This window comes from Paraburkholderia sp. BR10882 (assembly GCF_040948855.1).
Taxonomy (GTDB): Bacteria; Pseudomonadota; Gammaproteobacteria; order Burkholderiales; family Burkholderiaceae; genus Paraburkholderia; species Paraburkholderia nodosa_A.
Genome location: NZ_JBFPKP010000002.1, coordinates 895344 through 921960, shown reverse-complemented (window position 1 = coordinate 921960; position 26617 = coordinate 895344). Strand labels below are relative to the sequence as shown.

The following is a 26617-nucleotide window of genomic DNA, read 5'->3' as shown; positions in this document are numbered from 1 at the left end:
CGCCGCTCAATCCAGTCTGAACACCTTGACCGCGCTGGCGAGCAAGGCCGTCTGGCGATGCTGCTGCTCGACCTGCTCCACCGTGTCGGCGACATGCGCCGCGTTTTCGCGTATCGCCGCGTCGATGTGGGCGATGTTCTCGCCCAGCTGGTCGATGCCCGCGCGCTGCGCGCCGGTGGCCGTCGCCATTTCGTGAACGATGGCCGACAGACGCGTGACGCTTTCGAGCACCTCGCCCACCGTATTGCCCGCGCTTTCGACGAGACCGTTGCCCGTGCGTGCGCGCTCGACCGACTCCCCGATCAGCGCCCGGATCTCCTTCGCAGCCGAGGCGCTGCGCTGGGCCAGCGTGCGGACCTCCTCCGCCACCACGCCGAATCCCCGCCCCTGATCGCCCGCGCGCGCGGCCTCGACCGACGCATTGAGCGCGAGAATGTTGGTCTGGAACGCGATGCCGTCGATCACGCCGATGATGTCGGTAATGCGTTCGCACGAACGATAAATGTCGCCCATCGTATCGATCACCGCCTTGATCGCCCCGCGCCCCTGGGTCGCGACTTCGCTCGCGGAACCCGCCAGCTCGCTGGCCGCCATTGCGTGATCGACGCTCTCATGCACGCTTTGCTTGAGCTGCTCCATCGCCGCGACCATGCCTTCCAGAGAATGGCGCTGTTGCTCGGTCCGCTCGGAAAGGACGGCGTTACGCGCGCTGGTTCCTGCTACGGACTCCGAAACTTCACTCACGCTGTCGCGCACCTGCAGCAGCGTTTTACGCACGGCAGCGAGCGTGGCGTGGAATGCCCCGGCCACATCGCTCGCGGGCCGGCTCGTTTGCTCGCCCAGCGTGATGTAACCCGAGGCCTGGCCGATCCCCTCCGACATGGCCGCGAGTTCGCCCGCGATGTTTGCGTCGCGCTCCTGGCGCGCCGAAATCGCCGCGATGAACAAGGTTTGCAGCCAGAGAAACGCCCAGTGCTGCGCCACGACGTCGAAGCCCGTCTGCGAATAGACCCTGACCGGCCAGCCCCATGACTGAAAATAGTTGAACGCGAGTTGCTGGATGGAGATGAAGCCGGTAGCGAGCAGCACCACCTGCACGTCGCGATAGGCGAGCAGCAGCGAGAGCAGGATGAACACGACGAAGTGAAACTCGTCCTGCCCGCCTCCCACGTCGATCAGTAGGGCCGCGCCGCCCATGAAGGTGAGCGCGGAACCCATTCTGGTGATCTTGAGCCCCGGCAACGCAAGCGCGAGCGCCGTGGAAACGAGCGCTAGCGGCAACCCGACGACGAGCACGGGCGTGAGCGCGTCGAAGTGCAAGCCGATCCCCAAGGCGCCCGCCAGAAGAATCCAGTTGACCAGCGCGCAAGCCCTGTCGGCTCGTTTGCGCGCGTTCATGAGCGGGCTTTCGACGGCCGCTACCCGTCGAGCGGCATTGGCTGGGGCGTAGGCCTCGCCAAACGGGGCTTCTGCGAAATTGCTGGGCATGGAATTCTCGACTCCTGATTGACAATGCAACTTATGGCCAGAGTGAGGCAGACAGGCCGAATCACATTACGCAGTTATCGGCAGGCGTATCGGCAGCTAGATAAGGGAAATCCATTGAGGAATTATGGTTGACTTATCCTCCAATGTCATTTTGGCGTCAGCCGTTGTAACGGGACCTAACAAAACTGCATCGCCCGGGGATGTTCCGCAGTGCTGTTTTTGTGGCAGGCTAGGTCAATTCGATCGCGAAAAGGCCCTCTACCATGTCCCGAAGCCCGCAATCCGTTTCTGCGTTGTCGTTCGCACGTCCCACCTATGGCTTGACGCTGCGCGTGCTGCACTGGCTGAGCGCGCTATGCATGTTCGTAGTGATCCCGGTGGCGTGGTACATGACGACGATGGACCGTCATGACCCGTCGCACGGCAGTTGGGTGAATTTCCACAAATCGATTGGCCTGACCGTCCTGCTGCTCACGCTGATCCGCGTGGTGACGCGGCTTGCGGGCAATGCGCCGCCGCTGCCGCAACGCATTCCAGCGTTCGAGCAGAAGCTCGCGCATATCGGCCATGGCCTGCTGTATCTGATTCTCTTTGCCATGCCGATCAGTGGATATATCAACTCGTATGGCGGCGGCCATCCGGTGAACTGGTTCTGGCTGTATCAGGTCCCCGCCGTCGTGCCGGCAGACAAGGCGCTCGGCCATCTCGGCTCGAAGATCCACTATTGGCTGGCGTACCTGACGTACGTACTGATCGCCGGGCACGTGCTCGCGGTGATCTACCATCAACTGGTGCAGCGCGTGGACATCCTGGGACGCATGACGGGGCGCGCGGGCAAGCGCTGAGGCGCCGGGCCGTCACAACGCTCGTTCGATTGCACCGATCAGCGCCCTCAGTACCCCTTCGATGGGGCGTGAAAGCCGCCGGTCGCGCATCGTCATCACACACAGGTTGCGCTGGTTGAGCGTCGGTTCGTCGAAGCGCTTCGCCACCAGCGAAAGATCGTCCGCGAGTCCCGACAGCGAGAGCCGGCTGCCGAGTGTGATCGCGCCCGCCAGCGCAGCGAACGCGTGCAGCGCGCTCGAATTGTTGCTCGTGAGAAGGGGGTCGAGCTTGATGCCGTGCCGCGCGCAGCATTCGTCGAATAGCTGGCGCGCCGTGTTGCCGCGTTCGAGCAGCGCGACGGGATAGTCGCGCAGGTCCGCGAGCGTGAGCGAGCGGCGCTGCGCCAGCGGATGCCCCGGATCGAGCAGTGCGCAGACCGGCGCCTGTGCGCTGTACTGCACGTAGACCTTCGCGGGGTCTCCGCTCGAAAACGCCAGCCCCAGGTCCGCCTCGCCCGTGGCCACCCACTGCTCGACCTGTGAAGGCGTACCCGAGCGCAGATTGAAATGCACGTGCGGCGCGGCGGCGTGATGCTGCGCGAGCACGTGGGGCAGAAACGAGCGCGTAAAGCCCTCCGTGCAGCCGATTCGGACGATGCCGTGCCCGAGCGCCTTGGCCGTGGCGATCTCGGCGAGCACCGCGTCACCCTCCAGCAGCGCGCGCCGCGCGTGCTCGGCCAGCCGCTCGCCCGATTCGGTCAGCACCATCCCACGCGGCATGCGCTCGAACAGCGCCGTCCCCACGTCCTCCTCCAGCTTGCTGATTTGCCGGCTGATCGCCGAGACGGCGACGTGCAGGTTCTCCGAGGCCGCGGCTAGCGACCCGGTGCGCGCGACCTCGACGAAGTAGCGCAAGGCGATTCCATGAAGCATCGGCTTATCCGTTCAGTGGGCGCTCAGTGGGCGTTGTTTGTGTTGCCGTTTCGGCAATGCTATCCGCAAATTTTGAAATTGTTGCGAATTTTTGGCATTCCTAGACTGCTTTCATTCCCTGCACCCAGGCATGAGAGGAGCCCTTTTGAACGAGACCCGACAAACCGCCATCGACCGCGCCGTGCGCGTCTATGATTCCGGCGCTTTCTTCGCCGACCTCCAGCGCCGCGTGGGCTTTCGCACTGAAAGCCAGAATCCCGAGCAGGCCCGCGCGCTCGTCGCCTATCTCGCCGACGAGGTAATGCCCTCCCTCTCGTCGCTCGGCTTCACGTGCCGCGTGGTCGAGAATCCCGCAGGCGCGCGCGCGCCGTTTCTGATCGCCGAGCGCATCGAAGACCCCGCGCTTCCGAGTGTGCTGACTTACGGCCACGGCGACGTCGTGCGCGGCTACGACGAGCAGTGGCGCGAGGGTCTCGCGCCCTGGACCGTCACCGTGGAAGGCGACCGCTGGTATGGCCGCGGCACCGCCGACAACAAGGGCCAGCACTCCGTGAACTTCGCCGCGCTCGCCGCGGTGCTGGACGCGCGCGGCGGCAAGCTCGGCTACAACGTGAAGGTGATCTTCGAAACCGGCGAGGAAATCGGCTCGCCGGGCCTCGACGCCGTGTGCGCCGCCCATCGCGACACACTTGCGGCGGACGTGTTCATCGCCTCCGACGGCCCCCGCGTGCTGGCCGAACGCCCCACGTTGTTCCTCGGCTCGCGCGGCGGCGTGACGTTCGAACTGCTTGTCGATCTGCGCCGCGGTGCGCATCACTCGGGCAACTGGGGCGGCGCGCTGCGCAATCCAGCCATTGTGCTGTCGCACGCGATCGCGAGCCTCGTCGACCGGCGCGGCGCCATCGCCGTGGACGGGCTGCGTCCGCCGCCCGTGTCCGCAAGCGTGCGCGAGGCGCTTGCCGACATCGTGCTCGGCGGCGACGACGCCCCCGCGATCGATCCCGACTGGGGCGAGCCCGGCCTCACGCCCACCGAGCGCGTGATCGCCTGGAACACACTCGAAGTGCTCGCGTTCAAGACCGGCAACCCCGACGCGCCCGTCAACGCGATCCCGCCCACGGCCAAGGCCACTTGCCAGTTGCGCTTCGTGGTGGGCACGGACGCCGCGCGCGTGGGCGAGCATCTCGAAGCGCACTTCGCGCGGCTCGGCTTTGACGATGTGCAGGTGCGCGTCACGCAGACGTCCGCCGCGACGCGGCTCGACCCTGACGATGCCTGGGTGCACTGGGCGCTCGATTCGCTACGCGCGTCGACTGGAAAGAAGCCGGCGCTGTTGCCGAATCTCGGCGGCACGGTGCCGAACGACGTATTCGCGTACACGCTCGGCCTGCCGACGCTCTGGGTTCCGCACTCGTATCCGGCCTGCGCGCAGCACGCGCCGAACGAACACCTGCTCGGCTCCGTCGCACGCGAGGCGCTCGCCGTGATGGCCGGACTCTGGTGGGACCTGGGCGACGACGCCGCGCGTCTCGCCGCAAGCCGCGCATCGGCGCAAGCGCAAGCACGCGCGACGCAACCCGCCGACGCCTTCGCCTGACGACCCAATAAAGGTGCATGCCGCCATGTCCGCAAAACAACCCGTGAGCCTTGCGAGGCTCGTCATCGCCACCTCCGCCGGCAACGCGCTCGAATGGTTCGACATCGCCATTTACGGGTTCTTCGCGGTGTATATCGGCAAGCACTTCTTTCCGGCGGTCAACGAGACCGTTTCGATGCTGCTCACGTTCGGCACCTTCGGCGCATCGTATCTCGTGCGGCCGCTCGGCGGCGCGGTATTGGGCGCCTATGCCGACCGTAGCGGACGCAAGGCCGCGCTGATGCTCTCGGTCAGCCTCATGATGGTCGGCACAGCGATCATCGCGCTGATTCCCGACTACGCGACGATAGGCCTTGCCGCGCCGCTCGCGGTGTTCGCCGCGCGGCTCATCCAGGGCTTTTCGGCGGGCGGCGAGTTCGGTGCGTCCACGGCCATGCTGATCGAGCATGCGCCGCACCGTCGCGGTTTTCTCGCGAGCTGGCAGTTCGCGACGCAAGGCCTCGCCACGCTGCTCGCGGCCTCGTTCGGCTATGGACTCGCCCGCCTCATGGCGCCCGCCGATCTCGCCGCCTGGGGCTGGCGTCTGCCGTTTTTCTTCGGATTACTGATTGGTCCGGTGGGCCTCTATCTGCGCCGCTTCATTGAAGACGCCGAGGACTTCAAACGCAGCGCGCGTACCGAAACGCCCGTGCGCGAAGTGCTGGGCCAGCAAAAGCGGCTCGTGCTCACGGCGATCGGCCTGATGACTGTCTCGACGGCGGTCAACTATCTGCTGCAATACATTCCCACGTTCGCGATCCGCCAGTTGCATCTGCCTGCGGCAACCGGCTTCGCGGCGACGATGGCGGGCGGCGTGATCCTCACCGTCGTCACGCCGTTCGCGGGGCATCTGTCCGACCGCATCGGGCGGCGCACGCAGATGACTTGTGTCGCGCTGCTCTTCCTCGCGAGCGCGTACCCGGGCTTCGCCTGGGCGACCGGCCATACGAGTGCGGTTGCGCTCTTCGTGCTGATTGCGTGGCTCGCGCTGCTGAAGTCGATCTATTTCGGCGCCCTGCCCGCGCTCATGGCCGAGATCTTCCCGGCCGCGACGCGCGCCACCGGCATGTCGATCGGCTACAACATCGGCGTGACCGTGTTCGGCGGCTTTACCCCAGCCATCGTCACTTGGATGCTGAGCGCCACCGGCGAGAAGAGCGCGCCGAGTTACTGGCTGATTGCGACCGCCATGATCAGTTTGTCCGCGCTGGCGTATGTGAGCCGCGTGCGCGTCACGACCAGGGTTGCGCAGCAGGCGACGGCTTGAATCGAATGCGTGCTGGTCGCTGCTAACGCAGCGGTGATCCACGCGATGCAATGGGCTCGGGCCGGCGAATTTACCGACTGCCAAGCGTTGTTTCCCGGTGTTTTGCATCGCGCTAGACCACGCGAAAGCGGGGAGGGAACGCGAGATGTACGGACAACCCTATTGAAATCAGTGCCATCGCCCATATCGTAGAAATCCGATATATGATTCGGACAGTTACGATGCAGCCTCGATGAAGAATTCCCCTACCACTCCCGCTCTAGACGTCGACGCGATCTGCAAGGCGCTCTCCAATCCGGTGCGCCGCGAGATTCTTGCGTGCCTGCGCGAGCCGCAGGTGCACTTTGGCGACCAGGAGCTGCCGCTCGAAAACGGCGTTTGCGCGGGCAAGATCGACGCGCATTGCGAGCTTTCGCAATCCACGGTGTCCGCGCATCTGGCCGTTTTGCAGAAGGCGGGACTCGTCACGTCCAAACGCGTGGGGCAGTGGGTGTTCTTCAAGCGCAACGAGCCGGTCATCGAGGCGTTTATCGCCCATATGAACGCGCAGTTGTGATGCTTCAGCGACGAAACATCTGCTGAATACTCCGTTTCGATTCCTGTATCGCTTTTCAGCCCGCGGGCCGCGCCCGCAGACAAGGTGACCCTACATGGCAACGCTTTTCGACCCCATCCAGATCGGCGACCTCACGCTGCCGAACCGCATCATCATGGCCCCGCTCACGCGTCAACGCGCCGGTGAAGTGCGCGTGCCCAACGAACTCATGGCGAAGTACTACGCCGAACGCGCCACGGCCGGCCTCATCATCAGCGAGGCGACCTCGGTGACGCCGCAAGGCGTCGGCTATGCCGAAACGCCGGGCATCTGGTCGCAGGAGCAAGTGGAAGGCTGGAAGATCGTGACCGATGCGGTGCATGCCGCGGGCGGCCGCATCTTCTTGCAACTGTGGCACGTCGGTCGCGTGTCCGACCCTGTGTTCCTGAACGGCGAACTGCCGGTGGCGCCCAGCGCCATTGCGCCGCAAGGCAACGTGAGCCTCGTGCGTCCGCAACGCGGCTTCGTCACGCCGCGCGCGCTCGCAACCGAAGAGATCGCCGGCGTGATCGCCGCGTTCCGCCAGGGCGCGATCAACGCGAAAGCGGCCGGTTTCGACGGCGTGGAAATTCACGGCGCGAACGGCTATCTGCTCGACCAGTTCCTGCAGGACACCACCAACCAGCGCACGGACGCCTATGGCGGCTCGATCGAAAATCGCGCGCGCCTGCTGCTTGAAATCACCGACGCCTGTATCGATGTGTGGGGCGCGGATCGCGTAGGCATGCACATCGCACCGCGCGGCGACGCTCACACGATGGGCGATTCGAATCCGGCGGCGACGTTCGGGTATGTGGCGCGCGAGCTCGGCAAGCGCAAGATCGCGTTCCTGTTCGCGCGCGAATCGCTTGGCGACAACCGTCTCGGGCCGCAGCTGAAGGCCGAATTCGGCGGTCCGTTCATCGCGAACGAAAAGTTCTCGCTCGAATCGGCGCAAGCGGTGCTCGCGGCAGGCGAAGCCGACGCGGTCGCGTGGGGTCAGCTCTTCATCGCCAACCCCGACCTGCCGCGCCGTTTCGAATTGAACGCGCCGCTCAACGCGCCGAATCCGTCGACGTATTACGCGCGCGGCGAAACGGGCTACACGGACTACCCGTCGCTCGAAACCGCGGCGTAAGGTGACATAAGCAGAGCGCGTGCGGCCCATGGCCGCATGCCATCAGGCGGCCACGGCGCAGACGTTCTGTCTCGCCGTGGCCGTTTTTGCGCTGGAAGCCCCGAAAATACAGGGCTCGCGCGAGCAAGCGTCAATGCTCAGACAGTTCACGCTTGTGATGCGCGTATGGCGGTTTTGCGCGATAGGTGGATTCAATTGGTATCCCGCGTCCGGATGTCCTTGAATTGAAACCCGCCTGCCAACCCCACCTCGCTGACCGGAGCCAAGTCATGCCGAAGACCGCCGATGCTTCCGAGATCGTCCATACCATCGCCGAAGAAACCAACACGCCGGAGGAAACGGTCGCGCGCATCTACGCCGACACGCTCAATGAATATCGAGCGCAAGCGCGCATCCAGGACTATCTGCCGCTTTTCGCCGCCCGCAAGACGCGTGCGACGCTGCGGCAAAATGGCACGAAACCGCACTAATCGCCGTCTGTCAGCTTGTCTTTGCGCCGGCCACACGCAGGCCGGCCGCTCCGCCCCACAGCATTTTTCTGGCTGGTGCGCGCCCTCATAGGGCTCGCACCGCTGCCGCCATCGGCCGTGCCGGTCACACTCGGGCTGCCGGCGCCCAAGCCCCTCTCTTAAGGTTGGTTTAATTCTTTGCTGCAAACATAGGCTCAACCCCTGTTGAGCCGCCGGAACATCGGCGGCGTTTTTTTGCGCGGCAAGCTTAGGAGGAGCGAGGTCATGGTTGAAGACGATGTACTAGTGCACCTGCAGTCCCTGCTGCGCGACGGCGCCGCTTCGACGGTCGCGTCGTGCCGGGTGTCCACGCCGCTCCAGCATCCGTGGGGCCGCGCTTACCGGCTCGTCGAATGGACGACGCCGCTCGATGACAGCGCCCGCCGTCAGGTCGTGCCCGCCGAGAGCACGGCGCTCGATATCGCCCGCCTCGTTGCGCAGCACGTGCCCGGCCGCCGCATTCTGCTGAACGGCGAACCCGCTGCAGTCGAACGCCCTCGCTCGCGCCGCCGCCGCGCGTCCAGCGCCGCAAACGCACGCGCGGCGCGCTAGACGCGCCGCTTCCGGGCGGCGCACAAGAAGCAGCGCACGCCGCACCTGCCCCAGCGTCTCATCCCACCACACATCCTTCCCGCACGGGCAGCGTCAAACCACGAGGCGCGCCAGCGACGCCTCCAGCTCATCGCTCACACGCGTCATCGGCGCACGCAGTTCATTGCGGATCCGCCCGCACGCAGCGAGCCCCGCCTTCACCGGGCCCGGATTCGGCTCCGCGAACGCCGCACGCACGAGCGGCACGAGTGTGTGCCAGATCGCGCGCGCATCGGCGAGACGCCCTTCCTGCAACGCGCGCGCCATCCCCACGAAACGCTCCGGCCGCCAATGCGCCGACGCCGCAATTGCCCCGCTCGCGCCCGCGCACATCGCGCCGAACATGTCGATGTCCTCGCCGCAGAGCACCTGCAAACGGCCGTCGAGAATCAGCGCGAGCGTCTTGTCGAGCGAGCCGCCGCAGTCCTTCACCGCGACGATGCGCTCGTGCGCCGCGAGTTCGAGCAGGCTCGGCAACTCGATGCGCACGCCCGTGCGCGCGGGAATGTCGTAGACGATCAGGGGCTTGCGGCTTGCATCGGCGAGCGCCGCGAAGTGGCCGATCACACCCGCCTGCGATGGGCGGATGTAGTAAGGCGCGGCCGCCAGCACGCCCGCGACGGGCTGCTCGTTGAGCGCCGCGATCCGCTCGCAGACGGCCGCCGTGTGATTGCCGCTCACGCCCGCCACGACCGGCAGGCCGCCCGCCGACGCCAGCACGGTGGCGAGCACGTCGTCCGCTTCCGCGTCGCTCAGCGCGGCGGGCTCGCCGGTCGTGCCGAGCGCGACGAAGCCGGCCACGCCGGCCTCGACGTAGTGGCGCACGAGCGCGTCGAGCGACGCATGATCGATTGCACCGGCGTTGAACGGCGTGATGAGCGGAATCCAGATACCCGAAAACTCAGACATGACTTTCCCTTGAACTCGACCGTATGGAAGGTCCGTTCAGCGGTGCGCAGGAGGGAAGCAAGCCGGGAGTGAGGCGGAAGGCAGGGCGCCTTCGACTGGCTATTCCGTCGCACATCTGACGGAACAGCAGACTCCGGTCAGATGAGCGGCTGTTTTTTGGCTTTGGCTTTCACCCACACCGAAGTGGCCTGCGCGAGCGACGACACCGCGCGCGTGGCGGCGGTGAGATTCGGCAGGTCGTGGCGGAGCGGGTTACGTAGCATGTCGCGCAGTTTAACCCGAGATCGCGCAGTTGCGGGCGGGTGCAGCAAGCGGCGGGCTGCGCGAGCGGTACGGTCTCACGCGCGCAGAACGGTTTCTCGAGCGCTCCTCCGACAAAAGAACTTGACTTCTCACACCACCGAACTAATATACGCACCGCGTACATTAACCAGAAATCACGGGTGCCAGCATGAGCGTTCCGCAACAAGCCTTCCTCCGTGACGCCATGCGGCGTCTGAACATGACCCGCGACGCATTTGCGAGCCGCATCGGCGTGTCGCGTCGTGCGCTCGACACGTGGCTGCTGCCCGAGGAGTCGCAGGAATCGCGCGCCATGCCGGAGATCGTCGAGCGCTTCGTTTCGGAAATCGTCGGCAACGGCGAGCCGCGCGAAGACTATACGCAAAGCGTAGACTCGGCGCGCTCGCTCGCGAGCCAGATGCAGTTCGAGGGCAAGCCGCAACTGCTTTCCGTGGACCAGTTCTCGCGCGACTCCGTCGAGGCCCTGTTCCGCGTCGCCGACATCATGCAGCCCATCGCGCGCCGCCGGAAAATCTCGCGCGTGCTCGAAGGCGCGGTGCTCGGCAACCTGTTCTTCGAAGCCAGCACGCGTACGCGCGTAAGCTTTGGCGCCGCGTTCTGCCGCCTGGGCGGTTCGGTGTGCGACACGACCGGCTTCACGTTCTCCTCGATGGCCAAGGGCGAATCGATCTACGACACGAGCCGCGTGATGGCCGGCTACGTGGATGCGATGGTGATTCGGCATCCTGATCAAGGCTCGGTGGCCGAATTCGCGCGCGCCGTGAACATCCCCGTGATCAATGGCGGCGACGGTCCCGGCGAGCACCCGAGCCAGGCGCTGCTCGATCTCTACACGATCCAGCGCGAGTTCTCGCGTCTGGGCAAGATCGTCGACGGCGCGCATATCGCGCTCGTGGGCGACCTCAAGTACGGCCGCACGGTGCACTCGCTCGTGAAGCTGCTCGCGCTGTATCGCGGCATCAAGTTCACGCTCATTTCGCCGCCGCAGCTCGAAATGCCGGCGTACATCGTCGACAAGATTTCGACCAACGGCCACGTCGTCGAGCAGACGCACGACCTGCGCGCGGGTCTGCGCGGTGCGGATGTGGTGTACGCCACCCGCATCCAGAAGGAGCGCTTCGCCGACGAGTCGTTCGAAGGCTACACGCCCGAATTCCAGATCAACCAGGCAACGATGGACGAGTGCTGCAGCGCTGAAACGCTCGTGATGCACCCGCTGCCGCGCGATAGCCGCCCGGGCGCCAACGATCTCTCGACCGATCTGAACCACGATCCGCGCCTCGCGATCTTCCGCCAGACCGACAACGGCATTCCGGTGCGCATGGCGATCTTCGCGGTGCTGCTGGGCGTGGAAAATCTCGTGCAGCACTCGATGCGCGACGCTGTCTGGCGTCCGCCTGCCTACCTCGGCCCGGACGACGCCGTGTTCCACGGCATCGACTGAACCTCGCTGCACTCGCAACGTCATCGGCCCGCGAGCGTCAATCGCGCTTGCGGGCCGATTTGTTTATGGCGCGCTCAAGCGCCTTGCGACGTGCAGACCGTCACGCAGGTCAGCCCTTCCGCCTTTTCCGCCGCGTCGATCGCGGTCTCCAGCGCATCGAACGGGTGACGTTGGACTTCGATCGCATCGAGCGGCAGTTGCCCGGACTGCACGAGCGCGATCAGCGCACGGTAGTCCGCACCGCTGTACATGAAGTGGCCCATCAACTCCCAGTTGTTGATGAGCATCTCGCCATACTTGATCGGCAGATCCACCTCCATGCTGCCCATCAGCACCATGCGGCCGTTGCGGCGCAGGCTGCGCAGCGCAGCGAGCGTAGCGCCCGGGTCGGTGGCGTGGCCCACCATGTCGAAGGCGAGATCGGCGCCGCCGTTCGCGGCGGCACGGATGGCCTCCACGTCGCGCGCCATCTCACCGCTGAGCGCGACGGTGACCACACGCCCGCCGCCGAGCTTCGCGAGCGGCGCCAGCGCCGCCGCGCGCCGTCCGAGCGCCACCACACGGCCTGCGCCGAGTGCGAGCGCATCGAGCACGGCCGCCGAGCCGAACGCGCCGGCCGCGCCGTTCACCACCACGGTTTCGCCTGCCGCGAGCCGGCCGCGCCGCAGGCCGCCGAACGGCACCACGAGCTTGCCGAGCGCCGCGAGCTGCGCCGAAAGAACATGATCGAGGCCATCGAGCGGAAATACCGTCGAGGCCGGAAACTCGACCGCCTCGCGCAGCGTGCCGTGCGGATAATCGCCGAGCATCGGCCCGCTGTCCGGGCTGATCGCCGTGAGCCCGAGCAGCGCCTGGGCGGGCTCGCGCAGCGCTTCGTCGGCGATCCAGTAGGGGCTCAGCGCGACGCGCTGGCCGACGCGATAGCCGTACACGCCTTCACCGACCGCGAGCACCCGACCGATGCCGTTGGTCCCCGGCGAAAACGGCCCCTGCGGGTAGCCGTAGGGCAGCTTGCCCTGCACGTACTGGCGCGTATAGCTCAGGAGCGGCACGGCCTCCACGCGCACCAGCAGCGCGCCGCGGCGCGGTTCGGGTTGCGGCACGTCGCGCAGTGCGAGCGGTTGACCGGGTTGATCGAGCATCCAGGCTTTCATGGCTTCTCCTAGTGGAAAGGTGTTCATCTGACGGATTGAACTCTAGGCGAGCGAGACGTATTCTTGAAATCAATTGCCGACATTCCACCCATCACCGTGATTGATCTCTCCGGTATCGACCTCAACCTGCTCGTATCACTCGACGCCCTGCTCGCCGAGTTGAACGTGACGCACGCCGCCGCGCGCTTGAATCTCACGCAGCCGGCTGTTTCGGCGCAGCTTGCCCGGCTGCGCCAACTCTTCGACGATCCGTTACTCCTTCCCGCCGCGAATGGCCGCGGCATGACGCCCACGGCGCGCGCGCTCGAATTGATGGAGCCGCTGCATGCGGCGCTCAAGACGCTCGAAACGGTGGTGCGCCGCGAGAGCGCCTTCGATCCGTCCACGGGCACGCGGCGCTTCGTGGTCGCCGCGAGCGACCAGTGCGTGGCCGTGCTCGGCCTGCCGCTGATGATCGCGTGGCCGCGTCTGGCTGGGCCCGGCCTGCAGTTGGCGTTCATCGCGATTGAATCCGGCTCGCTCGCCGAGCGCTTCGAGCGCGGCGAAATCGATTTGCTGCTCGGCTCCGCGCAACAGGTGCCGCCAACACTCAAGGCCAGAAAGCTCTACGACGAACACTTCGTCGTGGCGCAGCGCAAAGGGCACCCGCGCGGCGCAGCCCCGTTCGACCTGGACAGCTATTGCGCGCTCGAGCACGTGCTCGTCTCGACCAGCGGCGCGAGCTTCTTCGGCTTCATGGACGAACATCTCGAAGCGCTCGGCCGACGCCGCCGCGTGGCGCACTCAGTACAGCACTTCACGCTCGTGCCCGAGGTGCTCACTCGCACAGACTACGTGGCAACGCTGCCTTACCGGCTCGCCGCACGCTACCTGGACCGCGTGGATCTGTTCGCGCTGCCGTTCGAGGCACGCGGCTTTTCGATGCATGCGGCATGGCACCCACGCAATCACGCCGATCCGGCGCTCGTGTGGCTGCGCGAGGCCGTGGCTGCGCTGAGCACCGCCGACATGGTTAGCGATCCTCTCGATTGACTCGTGCGCAATTCCTCAGTCGATCGATAAGGCGAATGTCTGCAAGCGCACCGCCGCTGCGGTCTACGGCGTGTCGGAAGGACTCCGTACCATTGTGGTCGAGCGTGAAGCACCAGATAGCCAGGCCGACACCTCAACTTTCAGGAAGACCGCGCATAGCGTAGGCGTTGCGCGGAACGACTCGTCGCGCAATCATCTTTCAATACCCTTTTCCCGCCTGCGGCATTGCATTTCTGTCCATGGCGCCAGCTTCGCGCCGGAATGGCGCCAGCCATGCGACAGCGTTGCGCCATCAAGCAATATGCAGCGAAAAATTCACACGTAAGCGCTTTACTTTCGTGTTCGAGAAGTGCACTTTGCAGTTCTGCAGTGCCCGGTCGAGCCACCGCGGCATCGGAATTGCTGCACGAAAGAGGCGCGCCGCTGCGCGACGAAGCCCCCGCGCGGCCAGCGCTTGAAGTCCCGGTTTATGTACTGTCTTCATCCTGGAGTCCGCAGATCGCCATGTCCAACGAACGTCCCCTCGATGCGCCGTGCGATTGCGACGACGCCTCCCAAGTTTCCCCCTCCCGCACGCCCGCCGACGTCACCCGCCGCCGCTTCCTGCAATCGGCGGCCGCCGCTGCCGCGTTGAGCGCGACGCCTCATCTGCATGCACAGAATGCGCCGCCTGCCACCGCCCCAACCGAAGCGCCGCCGCCCGCGCCCGCGCAACCGGTCAGGCTCGACATCAACGGCCGCGCCTACACGCTGCATATCGAACCGCGCGTCACGCTGCTCGATGCGCTGCGCGACTACGCGGGACTCACCGGCACGAAGAAGGGCTGCGATCGCGGCCAGTGCGGCGCTTGCACGGTGCTCGTCGAAGGACGGCGCATCAACAGTTGCCTCACGCTCGCTGTGATGCACGAAGGCCAGCGCATCACCACGGTCGAAGGGCTCGCGGGCGTGGCCACGCTCAGTCCCGTGCAGCGTGCGTTTATCGAGCACGACGCCTTCCAGTGCGGCTTCTGTACGCCAGGCCAATTGTGTTCGGCCACGGCATGCCTGAGCGAATTCGCGGCAGGCGCAGCGAGCGCCGCTACGCCCGACGTGCGCACGCGCCCCGCCCAACTGAGCGATGCCGAAATACGCGAGCGCATGAGCGGCAACATCTGCCGCTGCGGCGCCTATGTCAACATCGTGGCCGCCGTGCGCGACGCGCACACGGCCAGCGCCTGAGTACGGAGGCACACAAATGGATGCCATCTCGTACCAGCGCGCCGCCGATGTGAACGGCGCGATTGCCGCCGCGCAGCGTCCCGGTGCGGCGTTCATCGGCGGCGGCACGAATCTGCTCGATCTCATGAAAGGCGGCATCGCGCATCCGGTGACGCTCATCGATATCACGCGCATCGAGGCGCTCGATCAAGTTCAAACGCTGCCCAACGGCGGCCTGCGCATCGGCGCGCTCGTGAGCAACAGCGACGCGGCCAATCACACGCTCGTGCGCACGCGTTACCCGCTGCTCTCGCAGGCGCTGCTCGCCGGCGCGTCGCCGCAACTGCGCAACATGGCCACCGTGGGCGGCAATCTCATGCAACGCACACGCTGCCCGTACTTTTACGACACCGCGTTCACCCAATGCAACAAGCGTGCGCCCGGCAGCGGCTGTGCAGCGATTGAGGGCTTTAACCGCATGCATGCGATCCTCGGCGCAAGCGCGCAATGCGTGGCCGTCAATCCGTCCGATATGAGCGTTGCGCTCGCGGCGCTCGACGCCACCGTGCAAGTGAGCGGACCGGGCGGCGCACGCACCATCCCGTTCGCCTCGTTTCATCGCCTGCCCGGCGACAGGCCCGATCTCGACACGACACTTCAATCAGGTGAACTGATTACCTCGGTCGACCTGCCGCCGCCGTTGTTCAGCGAGCACGCGCACTACCTCAAGATCCGCGACCGCGCGAGCTATGCGTTCGCACTCGTCTCGGTCGCGAGCGCGCTGCAACTCGACGGCCACCGCATCCGCGCGGCCCACATCGCGCTGGGCGGCGTGGCGCACCGACCGTGGCGCGCGAGCGTGGCGGAACAGCATCTCGCCGGAAAGACGCTCAGCGCGTCGACGCTACGCGAGGCCGCCGCGGCGGAACTCGCGCAGGCGAAGCCGCTGAGCGGCAATGCGTTCAAGGTCGGACTCGCGCAACGCGCGATCATCCGCTCGACGCTGCTCGCCGCCACCGGCACGCAAGGCAACAACACCGGAGATTTCGCATGAGCGCGCTGACCGGACAACCGATGGACCGCATCGACGGCATGCTCAAAGTCACGGGCGGCGCCCTCTACGCGAGCGATTTCCCGGAAACGCGGCTCGCCCATGCCGTGCTCGTGACCAGCACGATTGCGAGCGGCACGATCACGTCGATCGACTCGAGCCGCGCCCAGTCCATGCCCGGCGTGCTGCTCGTCATGACGTACCAGAGCGCGATGCGGCTGCCCAACGGCGGGCGCTCGCCGCTCAAACCACCAGCGGGACGGCACCTCACGCTGCTACAGGACAACGTCGTGCGCTACAGCAACGAGCCCGTTGCAGTCGTGGTTGCCGACACGCTGGAACACGCCACCGATGCCGCGCGTCACGTCGACATCGCCTACGCGCCGACGCAGGCCACGCTCGACTTCAATCGCGCGAAAGGCGACGCGCACGCGCCGCCCAGCCCAATGGGGCGCCCGGTCGAATCGACGCGCGGCAATGTCGAAGCCGGGTTGCATGAAGGCGCCGTGCGCTTCGATGCCGTCTACACCACGCCCACGCAATTCCATAACCCGATGGAGCCGCACGCGACGATGGCGCACTGGGACGGCCCGGATCTCACGCTCTACGACGCCACCCAGGGCGTGAACGGCGCGCGCGACGCGGTGGCGGCCGTGTTCGGCATCGCGCCGGACAACGTGCGCGTGATTTCGCCGTTCCTCGGCGGCGGCTTCGGCTGCAAGGGTTCGTCGTGGTCGCACGTGAGCCTGTGCGCAATGGCCGCGAAGCAGACGGGACGCCCCGTGAGGCTCGCGCTCGCGCGGCCGCAGATGTTCGGCCCCGTCGGCTCGCGCCCGCACACGGAGCAGCATCTGTCGCTCGCCGCGCGCCCGGACGGCACGCTCACGGGCCTGCGCCACGACACGCTGGCCCACACGTCCACCTTCGAAGACTGGCTCGAGATGTGCGGCCTCGTCACGCGCATGATGTACGCGGTGCCCAATTGCAGCACGAGCCATCGTGTCGTACCCCTGAATGTCGGCACACCGACCTTCATGCGCGCGCCCGGTGAAACAACCGGCTCGTTCGCGCTCGAGTCGGCCATGGACGAGCTGGCGTGGCAACTGAAAATGGACCCGGTTGCGCTGCGCCTGAAAAACTATGCGGAAAGCGAGCCGCAGGACGGCAAGCCGTGGTCGTCGAAAGCGCTGCGCCAGTGTTACGAGGCGGGCGCGCAACGCTTCAACTGGTCACGGCGCATCGCCACGCCGCGCGCCATGCGCAACGGGAACACGCTCATCGGCCTCGGCATGGCGAGCGCGACCTATCCCGCGAACCGCAGCGAAGCCGCCGCCGTGGCGCGCATCCTGCCCGACGGCAACGCCATAGTCGCGTCGGGCACCCAGGACATCGGCACCGGCACCTACACGGTGATGACCCAGGTGGCCGCCGACGCGCTGGGCTTCCCGCCCAACCGCATCCGCTTCGCGCTGGGCGATTCGACCTTGCCGATCGCGCCCGTTTCGGGCGGCTCGCAGTCGGCGGCGAGTGTCTCGCCCGCCGTGCAGGCCGCGTGCATGGCCGTACGCGACAGGCTCATTGCGCTCGCGCGCGCCGATCGCGGCTCGCCCGTCTACGGACTCGCTGCCGACGACGTGACCGTGCAGGACGGCTGGGTCGTAAGCCGCAGCGACAGCTCGCGACGCGACCCGGCCGCCGCCGTCATCGCACGCGCGGGCGGCCAGCCGCTCGAGGCGCAGGTCGCGACGAAGCCAGGCGCCGAGAAGCAGCAGTATGCGTTTCACTCATTCGGTGCGGTATTCGCCGAAGTGCACGTCGATGCCGATACCGGCACGATGCGCGTGGCGCACATCGTCGGCGCGTACGACGTGGGACGCGTGCTCAACGAAAAAACGGCACGCAGCCAGTTGATGGGCGGCATGGTATGGGGCGTGGGCACGGCCCTGCACGAAGAGGGCCTCTTCGACACGCGCACGGGCCGCATTGCGAACAACAATCTCGCGGAATATCACGTGCCCGTGAACGCGGACATCGGCGAGCTGGACGTGCTGTTCGTCGGCGAACCCGATCTGCGCTTCAATCCGCTTGGCGTGCGCGGCATCGGCGAGATCGGCATTACCGGCGTGCCGGCGGCGATTGCGAATGCCGTGTATCACGCCACGGGCATGCGCGTACGCGATTTGCCGATCACGCTCGACAAGGTCGTTCCACAGATGAATTCGCTTGTGTGACAGGGCACCGGTCTGCACCCGCATAGTGCATGCGCAGTCGGCAAATGCAGGACAGAGCAAGGCCTATGCCGCGCGCGGGGCTTGCCTCACGCGCGCTTGCGCCGCACAATCACTGCTCACCCTCTTCGCGGCGTATCACAGCCATGGCCTATGCTTCGTTCGCCACCGGCGTGTTGCTCGCCGCCGGCACCGGTTCGCGCTTCGATCCCAACGGACTGCGCAACAAGCTCCTCGCTCCCCTCCCTGAAGGCACATGCGTCGCGCGCGAATCCGCGCAACGGCTGCTACGCGTCGTACCCAAAGTGATCGCCGTTGTCCGTCCCGGGGCGGAAACGCTCGCGCATGTGCTCAACGACGCGGGCTGCGAGGTGGTGTTCGCCCCCGACGCCGCGCGCGGCATGGGCGCGAGCCTCGCTGCGGGCGTGGAAACCGATCATGAAGCGGAAAGCTGGATCGTCGCGCTGGCCGACATGCCCTGCATTGCCGTCGAATCGATCGAAGCCGTGGCGCGCACACTGGATGGCGGCGCGTCGCTCGTCGCGCCGTTCTATCGCGGGCAGCGCGGACATCCGGTGGGCTTCGGCTACGCGCATCGCGCAGCGCTCGTCGCGCTCGACGGCGACGCGGGCGCACGCGCCCTGCTGAGCACCCACCCGCTCACACGCATCGAAGTCGACGATCCGGGCATTCTGCGCGACGTCGACACGCCGGCCGACCTCGACGGGCTCTGATTCGCACGCACTCGCGCGCGGCGATTGTTCAATTGCGAGTGCCAGGCATGCAATCGATCGCCTACGCTATAGGTTGACGCGCACCACACGTCCGCACGCTTTAGCGCAAGAGGACCTCGCGATGATCTGCTCGCACACGAATCCGCTTCCCGATCCACTCGCCGATCCGACACGGGACCCCGAACGCGACCCGCTCACCCCACCGGCACCGGGCCATCACAAGGACGAACCGCAGCAGCCCGAGGGGCCGCCGGACAAGGACCCCGTGTGATCGCACGCCCGGTCGCCGCGGCCGGGCATCGCGTCTCATGGTCGTAGCGGCGCTCGCGACGACATCTCGCAAGCGCCGCGTCCGCTTCTGCGCTCCGCGCTTCTTCCGCCCCCATATCCTCGCCTTTCGCAAAGCTTGCGCCTTCGACGGTCGATCCGTAGAATGCAAACGATTCCTATTTGCAGTATTTTTCAAGATTGCCGTGAGCCCAATCGTGATTGCGTTCGCCCCCGCGCGCCGGCCGGCGAGCCGAGGTTTTGCATGAGACCGATGCTGGTCCGCCTGCACCGCTGGTTCGGTCTTGGCACCGCAGCCTTCCTGTTCCTCGCCGGACTGACCGGCGCGGTGATCGCGTGGGACCACGAACTCGACGCGCTGCTCAATCCAACGTTCTTCCGTAGCGCGACGCCGGGCACCCCGCTGCCTGCGCTCGAACTCGCGAAGCGTCTCGAGGCCGAAGAACCGCATGCGGTCGTAACCTTCATGCCGCTTTCCGTCGAGCCTGGCCATACCTGGATCGCGCAAGTCGCGCCGCGCCTGAACCCCGCGAGCCAGGCGCCCTACGCGCTCGACTTCAACCAGGTCGCGCTCGACCCCGTCACGGGCGAGGAGCAAGGCCGCCGCATGTGGGGCAAGCCTTCGCTTGCGCGCCAGAACCTGATCCCCTTCCTCTACCAGCTCCACTACACGCTATTCATGCCGACGAAGATGGGCATCGACTTCGGCGTGTGGACGATGGGCGTGGTGGGCATGGTATGGCTGCTCGACGGCTTCATCGCGATCGTCCTCGCGTTCCCGAACCTGAAAAGCTGGCGCAAGTCGCTCGCCTTTCGCGTGAAGCGCGGCGGGTATGCGCTCACGTTCGATCTGCACCGCTCGGGCGGCGTGTGGCTCTGGGGACTCCTGATCGTGGTGGCCGTGACATCGATTTCGATGAACCTCGGCGCGCAGGTCGTGCGCCCCGTGGTGTCGGTGTTCTCGACGCTCGCGCCGGACCCGTTCCGCATCGTCGCGCCGGGCCCCGCGCTCACGCCCGCTGAAGCCACCGCCGCGCGCGAACGCATCGTGGCGGAAGCCGCCGGGATGGGCCGCCGGGAAGGCATCACAGCGCCGCCGGGGGGACTCTTCGGGCTGCCCACCTCCGGCGTGTATGGCGTGGGCTACTTCGAGGCGGGCAACGATCACGGTGACGCGGGCCTCGGCAATGCCTGGCTCATCATGAACGCGCGCACGGGCCAGGTGCTCGGCAGGCAGATTCCGGGCCGCGGCAGCGCAGGCGATATCTTCATGCAGGCGCAGTTTCCGTTGCACTCGGGCCGCATTGCCGGGCTGCCGGGACGTATCGCCATCAGCATTACCGGCGTTGTCGTCGCGATGCTCAGCGTGACCGGCGTGCTCATCTGGCTCAAGAAAGCGCGTGCGCGGCGCAAGCCCGCGAAGCAGGCGAAGGCGGCCAGCACGATCGGCACGCGCGAGCGCGCCGCGAACTGACCGCCCGGGTCAGCCACTCAGAACTTGTGGCGGATGCCCGTCACCGCGAGGAACTGGTTGCCGTTGCTCGATGCGCCCGACGTCCCTTCGATCTGCGCCACGGCGTTCGTTGCACGCTGATAGATGAGGTCGAGATAGACATCCGTGCGCTTCGAGAGGAAGTATTGCAGCGCGCTGGTCGTCTGCCAGTAGTGCCAGCTGTCCTTCTGGCCGTTCGCATTCACGCCCGTCCAGGTTTCGCCGATCGCGGCATGAATGGACGGCGTGATCGCATAGCGCAGGCTGACTTCCGCGTTCTGATAGTGCTGGTATTGACTTTGCGGCGTCAGCTCGAACGCGACGTTCGTGTACATCGCGCCCACGCCGAGGTTGCCGAAGGTGTACACACCGCCCGCGCCCCAGATGCGCTGCTGCGTAATGCCCTTCAGGAACGTGAAGTAGTTGTCCGAAGGAATCGCGCCGGTCGTGTCCGTGGCCGGATGATCGAGCTGCACATACGCTGCGCCGAACTGCAGCGGCCCGCCCGCATAGCTCGCGCCTATGCTCCATGAACGGTTCGTCCCGAAGTTGCCCGCGTTGTTGCTGAAACCGTACATCGAGTTGATCGTCAGGCCGTGGAACTTGGGCGTGACGTACTTGACCGAGTTGTCGGTGCGGAACGTGTTGTTCAGGTCGTCGGTATCGAACGGGTGCGTACCGTATTGCGACGTCTCCACGGCCATCTGCAGCGGTTCGAGCGAGTCCTGCGCCGCGTTGTACTGGCGCCCGAACGTGAGCGAGCCCCAGCGGTCGCTCGCGAGGCCCACCCACGCCTGGCGGCCGAAGATGCGGCCGTTCGCACTCGCGGTGCCGGTCTGCAGGTTGAAGCCGTTCTCGAGGCGGAAGATCGCGCGATTGCCGCCGCCCAGATCTTCGCTGCCGAGCAGGCCCCAGCGCGAGCCCTGCTCGCTGCCGGCCGTCGCCTGGAAGTTCGACTTGCCGCCCTGGTTGCTCGTGTAGGTGAAGCCGCCGTCGGCGATGCCGTAGAGCGTGACGCTCGACTGCGCGTTAGCGTGCGAGGCCGCGAGACCGAGACCGCCGATGACGAGTGCGAGGGTGTGCCGGGATGCGTGAAACATGCGTTTTTCTCCTTCTGGCATTCGATGTGCCATCAATTGACGTTGATCTCCAGATGCGCGCCGCGAGGTGCGATCTATCTTTTGCAGTCCTGATGAAACGGCATCGCTGTGCAGCGCAGAGCGTCGGTTGCCTGCTCGTACTCCCCGTTAGCGATGCTTGCCTCACCCGCTTGTTTTAACGTTTAAAACAGCGTATTATTAATTATTCGGGCCGGCTTTCCGTCCCGTCAAGAAGCTGTCAAAAACCCGCGACACGACCCAAGGCGTCGCGGCGTCCGTCAAAATCGCTGTAATCCTTTACAGTTGGTTCATTTCACCGTTTTTACCGAGCCATTCCAGGGGAAACCCCAATCGGCCCAATTTTTACCGCGCGCTACGCTGTCTCTTGAAATTAAAACGCTGTTTTATTCACTAAAACAGGCGACAAGTAACTGACTAGCGATGACGAACACCAGCCTTCTTTCCCCCCAGGCAGACGAACACGCGCCCTGCTTCACCGTTGCGGCACAGGCTGCGCCGCTGCCTATCGTGTTCGACTCCCCGCATAGCGGCATTACGCTGCCGGACGACTTCGGCACCGTCGCGCCGCGCGAGGCGATCCTCACCTCGTGGGACGCGTTCGTCGACGAACTGTGGGGCGGCGTTCCCGCGCGCGGCGGCGTGCTGATCGGCGCACGCTTTCCGCGCGCCTATATCGACCCGAACCGCGCCATCACCGACATCGACGCCGAACTGCTCGCCGAGCCCTGGCCCGAGCCGCTCGCGCCCGAGCCGTACACGCGACGCGGCATGGGACTGATCCGCCGCTACGCGCTGCCCGGCATGCCGCTCTACGATCGCAAGCTTTCTGTCGATGAAGTCCGGCACCGCATCGACGCGTATTACCGCCCCTACCGCGCGGCGCTCGCTCAGGCGGCCGAAACGGCTTACGCACAGCACGGCGCGCTATGGCACGTGGATTGTCACTCCATGAAATCGCGCGGCAACGAAATGAACGTCGACTCGGGCGAGGCGCGCCCCGATTTCGTCATCAGCGACCGGCGCGGCACGACGTCGGATCCGGCCTTCACGCAATGGGTCGCCGAGCACTTTGCGGCCGCCGGCTATCGCGTGCAGATCAACGAGCCTTACCAGGGCGGCGACCTGCTGCGCGCCGTGAGCGATCCGGCGCGCAACCGGCACAGCATCCAGATCGAACTGAACCGCGCGCTCTACATGGATGAGGCGACGTGTTCGAAGCATGCGGGTTTCGACACGCTCAAGCGCGACCTCGACGCCTTCGCCGACGCCCTCGCCGACTGGGCGCGCGCGCGACTCAACGCAAAGTGAGCATAACCATGACCTATATCGTCGATGCCGTCGACAACGCGCTCAAACTGCTCAGCTATGTGGCCGAGCATCCCGGCCTTGGCGTAACGGAACTGTCCACGCAGCTGGGTATCAACAAATCGCGCACCTATCGCATGCTCTGCACGCTGGAACTGCACCGCTATGTCGTACAGGACGCACAAACCTCCACCTACGCGCTCGGCCCGCAAGCCTTCGTACTTGGCGTGGCAGCCACGCAGCAGAACACGCTCGTGCGCTCCGCCTCGCGCCACATGCTCGCGCTCAACCAGGCGATCAACGAGACGATCGTGCTGCGGGTGCGCGAGGGCCTCGAGACGGTTTGCGTCGCGCGATGCGAGACCACGCACCAGGTGCGAGCAGTAGGCGCGGTGGGCAACCGCCGGTCGATCAACCACGGCGCTTCGGGCAAGGTGTTGCTCGCCTTCGCACCCGGTGCCGTGCGCACCGACTATCTCGCGCGCATGAAGAAGATGCCCGAGGCGCCGGACCTGATCGCGCTTGTCGAGGAACTCGATGCGATCGCGCGCAAGGGCTACGCCGTGAGTCTCGGCGAAGTGACGGCCGGCGCAGTGGCGATCTCCGCGCCGGTGCGCGATATGTCGGGCGCGACGGTGGCGGCCGTCGCCATTTCAGGGCCGGAAATGCGCATCGGCCGCGCCGAGATTCCCGACTACCTCGAACGTCTTCAAGCCTGCGCCGATGCGATCTCCGCCGAACTCGGCTATGCGGGCGCACGCGCCGCGGCGCTTTCCGCCTGAGTACGCACAGAGGAATCCTTATCATGATCGCCGCTCCGCCCTCTTCCCCGCGCGAAGACACGACGCCCACCGAAGACGCAAAACCGGAAACCAGGCCGCACGGCAAGATGCTGCACCCTGTCGTTATGATGCTCTGGGTACTCGCCGCCGCATTGGCGATGACCTGGTTCGTCGACGCGGGCCGCTTCGAGCGCCACGACAAGCTGGTGATTCCGGGCACCTACCACGTGGTGCCGAAAAGCAGCGATCTCGCCACGCTCGTCGCGCCGTCAGTGACAAAGAGCACGCTGGATCATGCGGCGCCCGCGAGCCTCGTCTCCGTGTTCGTCGCCATCCCGAACGGGCTCATCAAGAACGCGCCGCTCATCGTCATGGTGATGTTCGTGGGCGGCATGTTCGGCGTCACGAAACGCACGGGCGTAGTGGACGCCGGCATCGACCGCCTGCTCCAGCTCACCGCCGGCAACGTCTACGTGCTCGCGCCGCTGCTCATGATCCTGATCGGGCTTGGCAGCACCCTGCTCGGATTCATTTCCGAGTACCTGGTCATCATCCCGATGGTGATGCTGCTCGCGAAGCGGCTGGGCCTCTCGAATCTGTTCGCAGTGGCGCTCGTCGCGATCGCGGCGAAGATCGGCTATATCGCGTCGGTTACGAATCCGCTTTCGCTCGCGGTGGCGCAGCCCATCGTCGGCGTGCCGCTCTTCAGCGGGCTGGCGCTGCGGCTCGGCATATTCGTGGTGTTTCTGACGATCGGCGTCGCGTATCTGCTGCTCTATGTGCGTCGCAGCGGCTATCGGCGCGAGGCCGCCGTCGAGGCGCTGCATGCGCCTACGCCGCTCTCGCGCCGCCACAAGGCGACGCTCGTCATCCTCGCTTTTGCGGCCGCTGCACTCGTGTTCGGCACGCGCGAACTGAAGTGGGGCAACGTCGAGCTTTCCGCATTCTATGTGGCGATCAGCATCGTGACAGCGCTCGTCGGGCGGCTCGATTCGCGCAGCGCGTCCGAGGCCTTCGTCGACGGCATGAAGGGCATGGTGCTCGCGGGTCTCCTGATCGGGCTTGCGGCATCGGTCGAATTGATCCTCCAGAACAGCTTCGTGCTCGATACGCTGATCGACTACTTCACGCGCCTCGCGCACGGACGCTCGAGCGTCTGGGTCGCCAACGGACTCATGGCCGTGCAGATGCTGCTCGACGTGTTCATTCCTTCGGTTTCGGGCAAGGCAGCGGTGAGCATGCCGATCATCGGGCCTATCGCACAGCTTTCGGGCGTGAGCGGGCAGACCTCGGTGCTCGCATTCGTGCTGGGCGGCGGCCTCACGAACATGGTCACGCCCACCTCCGGCATGCTGCTCGCGTATCTCGCCACGGCGCGCGTGGGCTTCGGCGAGTGGATACGCTTCATTCTGCCGCTCTTTCTCGTGCTGCTCGTGCTGTCTTCTGCGACCCTTGCGCTTGCGGTAGTCACTGGATATTGAAGCGCGACCACGAAAGCAAACGGGCGGCCGAAGCCGCCCGTTAGTCGCTTGCGAAATACGCCCTTAACGCGTCACTTCATCGAACGCCGCCAGCAAGCGCTCGACATCGGCGGCGTGAATGTCGCCCATCGTCGAGATGCGGAACAGTTCCGCCGACAAGCCGCCCTGCCCCGCATAGATCACGAAACCGCGCGTCTTGAGCGCGTCATGTAGCGCGGGATAATCGACGCCCGCGGGCAAGCGGAACGCGCGCAGCACCACCGACGATTCGTCCTTCGGCAGCACGCTTTCCATGCCGCGCGCAGCGAGCCCCGCGCGCACCTGCTCGGAAAGCGTCGCATAGCGCGCGTGACGCGCCTGCCAGCCGCCTTCTTCAGCGAGTTCGCGCAGCGCCTCGACGAGCGCGTAGTACGCGTGCACCGAAGGCGTGAACGGCGTATTGCGCTGGTCCTGCAGCGTGGCAAGACGCTTGAGATCGAGATAGTACGTGCGGCTATGCGCTTGCGCGAGCGCGGCGCGCCGCACCACGACGAAGGCAGCGCCCGGCACGCCGTGCAGGCACTTGTTCGCCGTGGCCGCCACCGCCGCGATGCTCGCGTCGCCGAAATCGATCGCTTCGGAACCGAAGCTGCTCACGCCGTCCACGAGCATCTGCACGCCGCGCGCGCAACACGCTTCGCCCAGTGCGCGCAGATCGTTCAGGCGGCCCGTGGTCGTTTCGTGATGAATGATCGCGACGTGCGTGACCGACTTGTCGGCGTCGAGCGCGGCCGTGATGCGCGCGAGATCCGGCGCCTGCATCCAGTCGTGCTTAACCACTTCATGCGCGATGCCATACTGCTTCGCGATCGCGGTGATGCGCTCGCCATACACACCGTTCTCGACGATCAGCAGCTTGCCGTTCGCGGGCACGAGCGTCGAGATCATGCTTTCGACCGCAGCCGTGCCGGAGCCCGTCATGAGCACGGCCTGCCATTGCGCGGGGTCGAGATCGTAGACGCCCACGAGACGCGTGCGCGCCTCTTCCTGCACGTCGAAGAACTCGCTTTCGCGATGGCACAGGTCTTCCTGGAGGAGGCTCTGACGCACGCGTTCGGTGAGCGTGACCGGGCCGGGATTGAGCAGCAGCATGG

At 65.9% G+C, this 26617-nt stretch carries 24 protein-coding genes and 1 pseudogene; 18 read left to right on the top strand and 7 right to left on the bottom strand.

From position 1 onward, the window contains the following. Positions 1-6: 6 nt before the first annotated feature. On the bottom strand, positions 7-1488 hold the full coding sequence (locus tag AB3X99_RS09200) for a methyl-accepting chemotaxis protein (RefSeq protein ID WP_368616697.1): 1482 nt from the start codon (positions 1486-1488) through the stop codon (positions 7-9). Positions 1489-1751: 263 nt separating this feature from the next. Here AB3X99_RS09200 and AB3X99_RS09195 point away from each other — a divergent pair, with 263 nt between their 5' ends. Then, a complete protein-coding gene (locus tag AB3X99_RS09195) occupies positions 1752-2333 on the top strand; it encodes a cytochrome b (RefSeq protein ID WP_083245009.1) in 582 nt (193 codons plus the stop codon). Positions 2334-2345: 12 nt separating this feature from the next. Here AB3X99_RS09195 and AB3X99_RS09190 read toward each other — a convergent pair whose 3' ends face one another. Beyond that, complete coding sequence (locus AB3X99_RS09190; protein WP_368616696.1) at positions 2346-3245, bottom strand: LysR family transcriptional regulator; 900 nt, start codon at positions 3243-3245, stop codon at positions 2346-2348. Positions 3246-3390: 145 nt separating this feature from the next. On the opposite strand from AB3X99_RS09190, the gene AB3X99_RS09185 reads away from it, so the two are divergent. The 6 genes and pseudogenes from AB3X99_RS09185 to AB3X99_RS09160 form a co-directional block, all read left to right on the top strand. Beyond that, positions 3391-4842, top strand: coding sequence for a M20 family metallopeptidase (locus AB3X99_RS09185; RefSeq protein WP_368616695.1), 1452 nt, complete (start codon positions 3391-3393; stop codon positions 4840-4842). A gap of 25 nt (positions 4843-4867) precedes the next feature. Further along, a complete protein-coding gene (locus AB3X99_RS09180; RefSeq protein ID WP_342946676.1) occupies positions 4868-6148 on the top strand; it encodes an MFS transporter in 1281 nt (426 codons plus the stop codon). Positions 6149-6380: 232 nt separating this feature from the next. After that, positions 6381-6704 carry a helix-turn-helix transcriptional regulator gene (locus AB3X99_RS09175; RefSeq protein ID WP_069261793.1) on the top strand — a complete coding sequence of 108 codons (324 nt, stop codon included), beginning with the start codon at positions 6381-6383 and terminating at the stop codon, positions 6702-6704. Between the two features lie 94 nt (positions 6705-6798). Then, positions 6799-7860: an alkene reductase gene (locus AB3X99_RS09170; protein ID WP_069261792.1), complete on the top strand. Its 1062-nt coding sequence runs from the start codon at positions 6799-6801 to the stop codon at positions 7858-7860. A 269-nt stretch (positions 7861-8129) separates the two neighbouring features. After that, complete coding sequence (locus AB3X99_RS09165) at positions 8130-8330, top strand: DUF3562 domain-containing protein (protein WP_028202533.1); 201 nt, start codon at positions 8130-8132, stop codon at positions 8328-8330. 264 nt (positions 8331-8594) lie between these two features. Next, positions 8595-8825 (top strand): annotated as a pseudogene (locus AB3X99_RS09160) (DUF2866 domain-containing protein); the annotation flags it as partial. Between the two features lie 189 nt (positions 8826-9014). Here the strand turns inward: AB3X99_RS09160 and dapA are convergent. Together dapA and AB3X99_RS09150 are read right to left on the bottom strand one after the other, a co-directional pair. Then, positions 9015-9869 carry a 4-hydroxy-tetrahydrodipicolinate synthase gene (dapA, locus tag AB3X99_RS09155; RefSeq protein ID WP_069261790.1) on the bottom strand — a complete coding sequence of 285 codons (855 nt, stop codon included), beginning with the start codon at positions 9867-9869 and terminating at the stop codon, positions 9015-9017. Positions 9870-10006: 137 nt separating this feature from the next. After that, the gene (locus tag AB3X99_RS09150) at positions 10007-10132 is read right to left on the bottom strand and encodes a hypothetical protein (protein WP_256094458.1); all 126 of its coding nucleotides are present in this window, start codon (positions 10130-10132) and stop codon (positions 10007-10009) included. Between the two features lie 188 nt (positions 10133-10320). On the opposite strand from AB3X99_RS09150, the gene AB3X99_RS09145 reads away from it, so the two are divergent. Continuing rightward, the gene (locus tag AB3X99_RS09145) at positions 10321-11616 is read left to right on the top strand and encodes an aspartate carbamoyltransferase (RefSeq protein WP_069261789.1); all 1296 of its coding nucleotides are present in this window, start codon (positions 10321-10323) and stop codon (positions 11614-11616) included. A gap of 74 nt (positions 11617-11690) precedes the next feature. Here the strand turns inward: AB3X99_RS09145 and AB3X99_RS09140 are convergent, their stop codons facing one another. Continuing rightward, positions 11691-12770, bottom strand: a complete 1080-nt coding sequence (locus AB3X99_RS09140) for a zinc-binding dehydrogenase (protein WP_368605710.1) — start codon at positions 12768-12770, stop codon at positions 11691-11693. A gap of 63 nt (positions 12771-12833) precedes the next feature. On the opposite strand from AB3X99_RS09140, the gene AB3X99_RS09135 reads away from it, so the two are divergent. From AB3X99_RS09135 to AB3X99_RS09105, 7 genes are all read left to right on the top strand, one after another. After that, entirely contained in the window at positions 12834-13802 is a 969-nt protein-coding gene (locus tag AB3X99_RS09135) for a LysR family transcriptional regulator (RefSeq protein ID WP_368616694.1), read from the top strand. A gap of 504 nt (positions 13803-14306) precedes the next feature. Beyond that, on the top strand, positions 14307-15023 hold the full coding sequence (locus AB3X99_RS09130) for a (2Fe-2S)-binding protein (RefSeq protein WP_368616693.1): 717 nt from the start codon (positions 14307-14309) through the stop codon (positions 15021-15023). Positions 15024-15039: 16 nt separating this feature from the next. Further along, positions 15040-16056 carry a xanthine dehydrogenase family protein subunit M gene (locus AB3X99_RS09125; RefSeq protein WP_368605713.1) on the top strand — a complete coding sequence of 339 codons (1017 nt, stop codon included), beginning with the start codon at positions 15040-15042 and terminating at the stop codon, positions 16054-16056. Continuing rightward, positions 16053-18284, top strand: a complete 2232-nt coding sequence (locus AB3X99_RS09120; RefSeq protein ID WP_368616692.1) for a xanthine dehydrogenase family protein molybdopterin-binding subunit — start codon at positions 16053-16055, stop codon at positions 18282-18284. The genes AB3X99_RS09125 and AB3X99_RS09120 overlap by 4 nt, the downstream gene beginning before the upstream one ends. 143 nt (positions 18285-18427) lie before the next feature. After that, positions 18428-19015, top strand: coding sequence for an NTP transferase domain-containing protein (locus AB3X99_RS09115; RefSeq protein ID WP_069261784.1), 588 nt, complete (start codon positions 18428-18430; stop codon positions 19013-19015). Positions 19016-19136: 121 nt separating this feature from the next. Further along, positions 19137-19286, top strand: coding sequence for a hypothetical protein (locus AB3X99_RS09110; protein ID WP_176732810.1), 150 nt, complete (start codon positions 19137-19139; stop codon positions 19284-19286). A gap of 261 nt (positions 19287-19547) precedes the next feature. Further along, the gene (locus AB3X99_RS09105; RefSeq protein WP_368616691.1) at positions 19548-20777 is read left to right on the top strand and encodes a PepSY-associated TM helix domain-containing protein; all 1230 of its coding nucleotides are present in this window, start codon (positions 19548-19550) and stop codon (positions 20775-20777) included. 17 nt (positions 20778-20794) lie between these two features. Here AB3X99_RS09105 and AB3X99_RS09100 read toward each other — a convergent pair whose 3' ends face one another. Beyond that, positions 20795-21895, bottom strand: coding sequence for a porin (locus AB3X99_RS09100; protein ID WP_368616690.1), 1101 nt, complete (start codon positions 21893-21895; stop codon positions 20795-20797). A 441-nt stretch (positions 21896-22336) separates the two neighbouring features. Between AB3X99_RS09100 and AB3X99_RS09095 the strand changes: the two genes are divergently transcribed. Genes AB3X99_RS09095 through AB3X99_RS09085 form a run of 3 tightly spaced genes read left to right on the top strand, consistent with a single transcriptional unit; the run spans position 22337 to position 25484 of the window. Next, positions 22337-23224: an N-formylglutamate amidohydrolase gene (locus AB3X99_RS09095; RefSeq protein WP_083245007.1), complete on the top strand. Its 888-nt coding sequence runs from the start codon at positions 22337-22339 to the stop codon at positions 23222-23224. A gap of 8 nt (positions 23225-23232) precedes the next feature. Next, on the top strand, positions 23233-24003 hold the full coding sequence (locus AB3X99_RS09090; protein WP_069261780.1) for an IclR family transcriptional regulator: 771 nt from the start codon (positions 23233-23235) through the stop codon (positions 24001-24003). Between the two features lie 23 nt (positions 24004-24026). Continuing rightward, the gene (locus AB3X99_RS09085; protein WP_368616689.1) at positions 24027-25484 is read left to right on the top strand and encodes a YfcC family protein; all 1458 of its coding nucleotides are present in this window, start codon (positions 24027-24029) and stop codon (positions 25482-25484) included. Between the two features lie 63 nt (positions 25485-25547). On the opposite strand, the gene AB3X99_RS09080 is transcribed toward AB3X99_RS09085, so the two are convergent. Continuing rightward, positions 25548-26615, bottom strand: a complete 1068-nt coding sequence (locus AB3X99_RS09080) for a 2-aminoethylphosphonate aminotransferase (RefSeq protein WP_368616688.1) — start codon at positions 26613-26615, stop codon at positions 25548-25550. Positions 26616-26617: the final 2 nt, after the last annotated feature.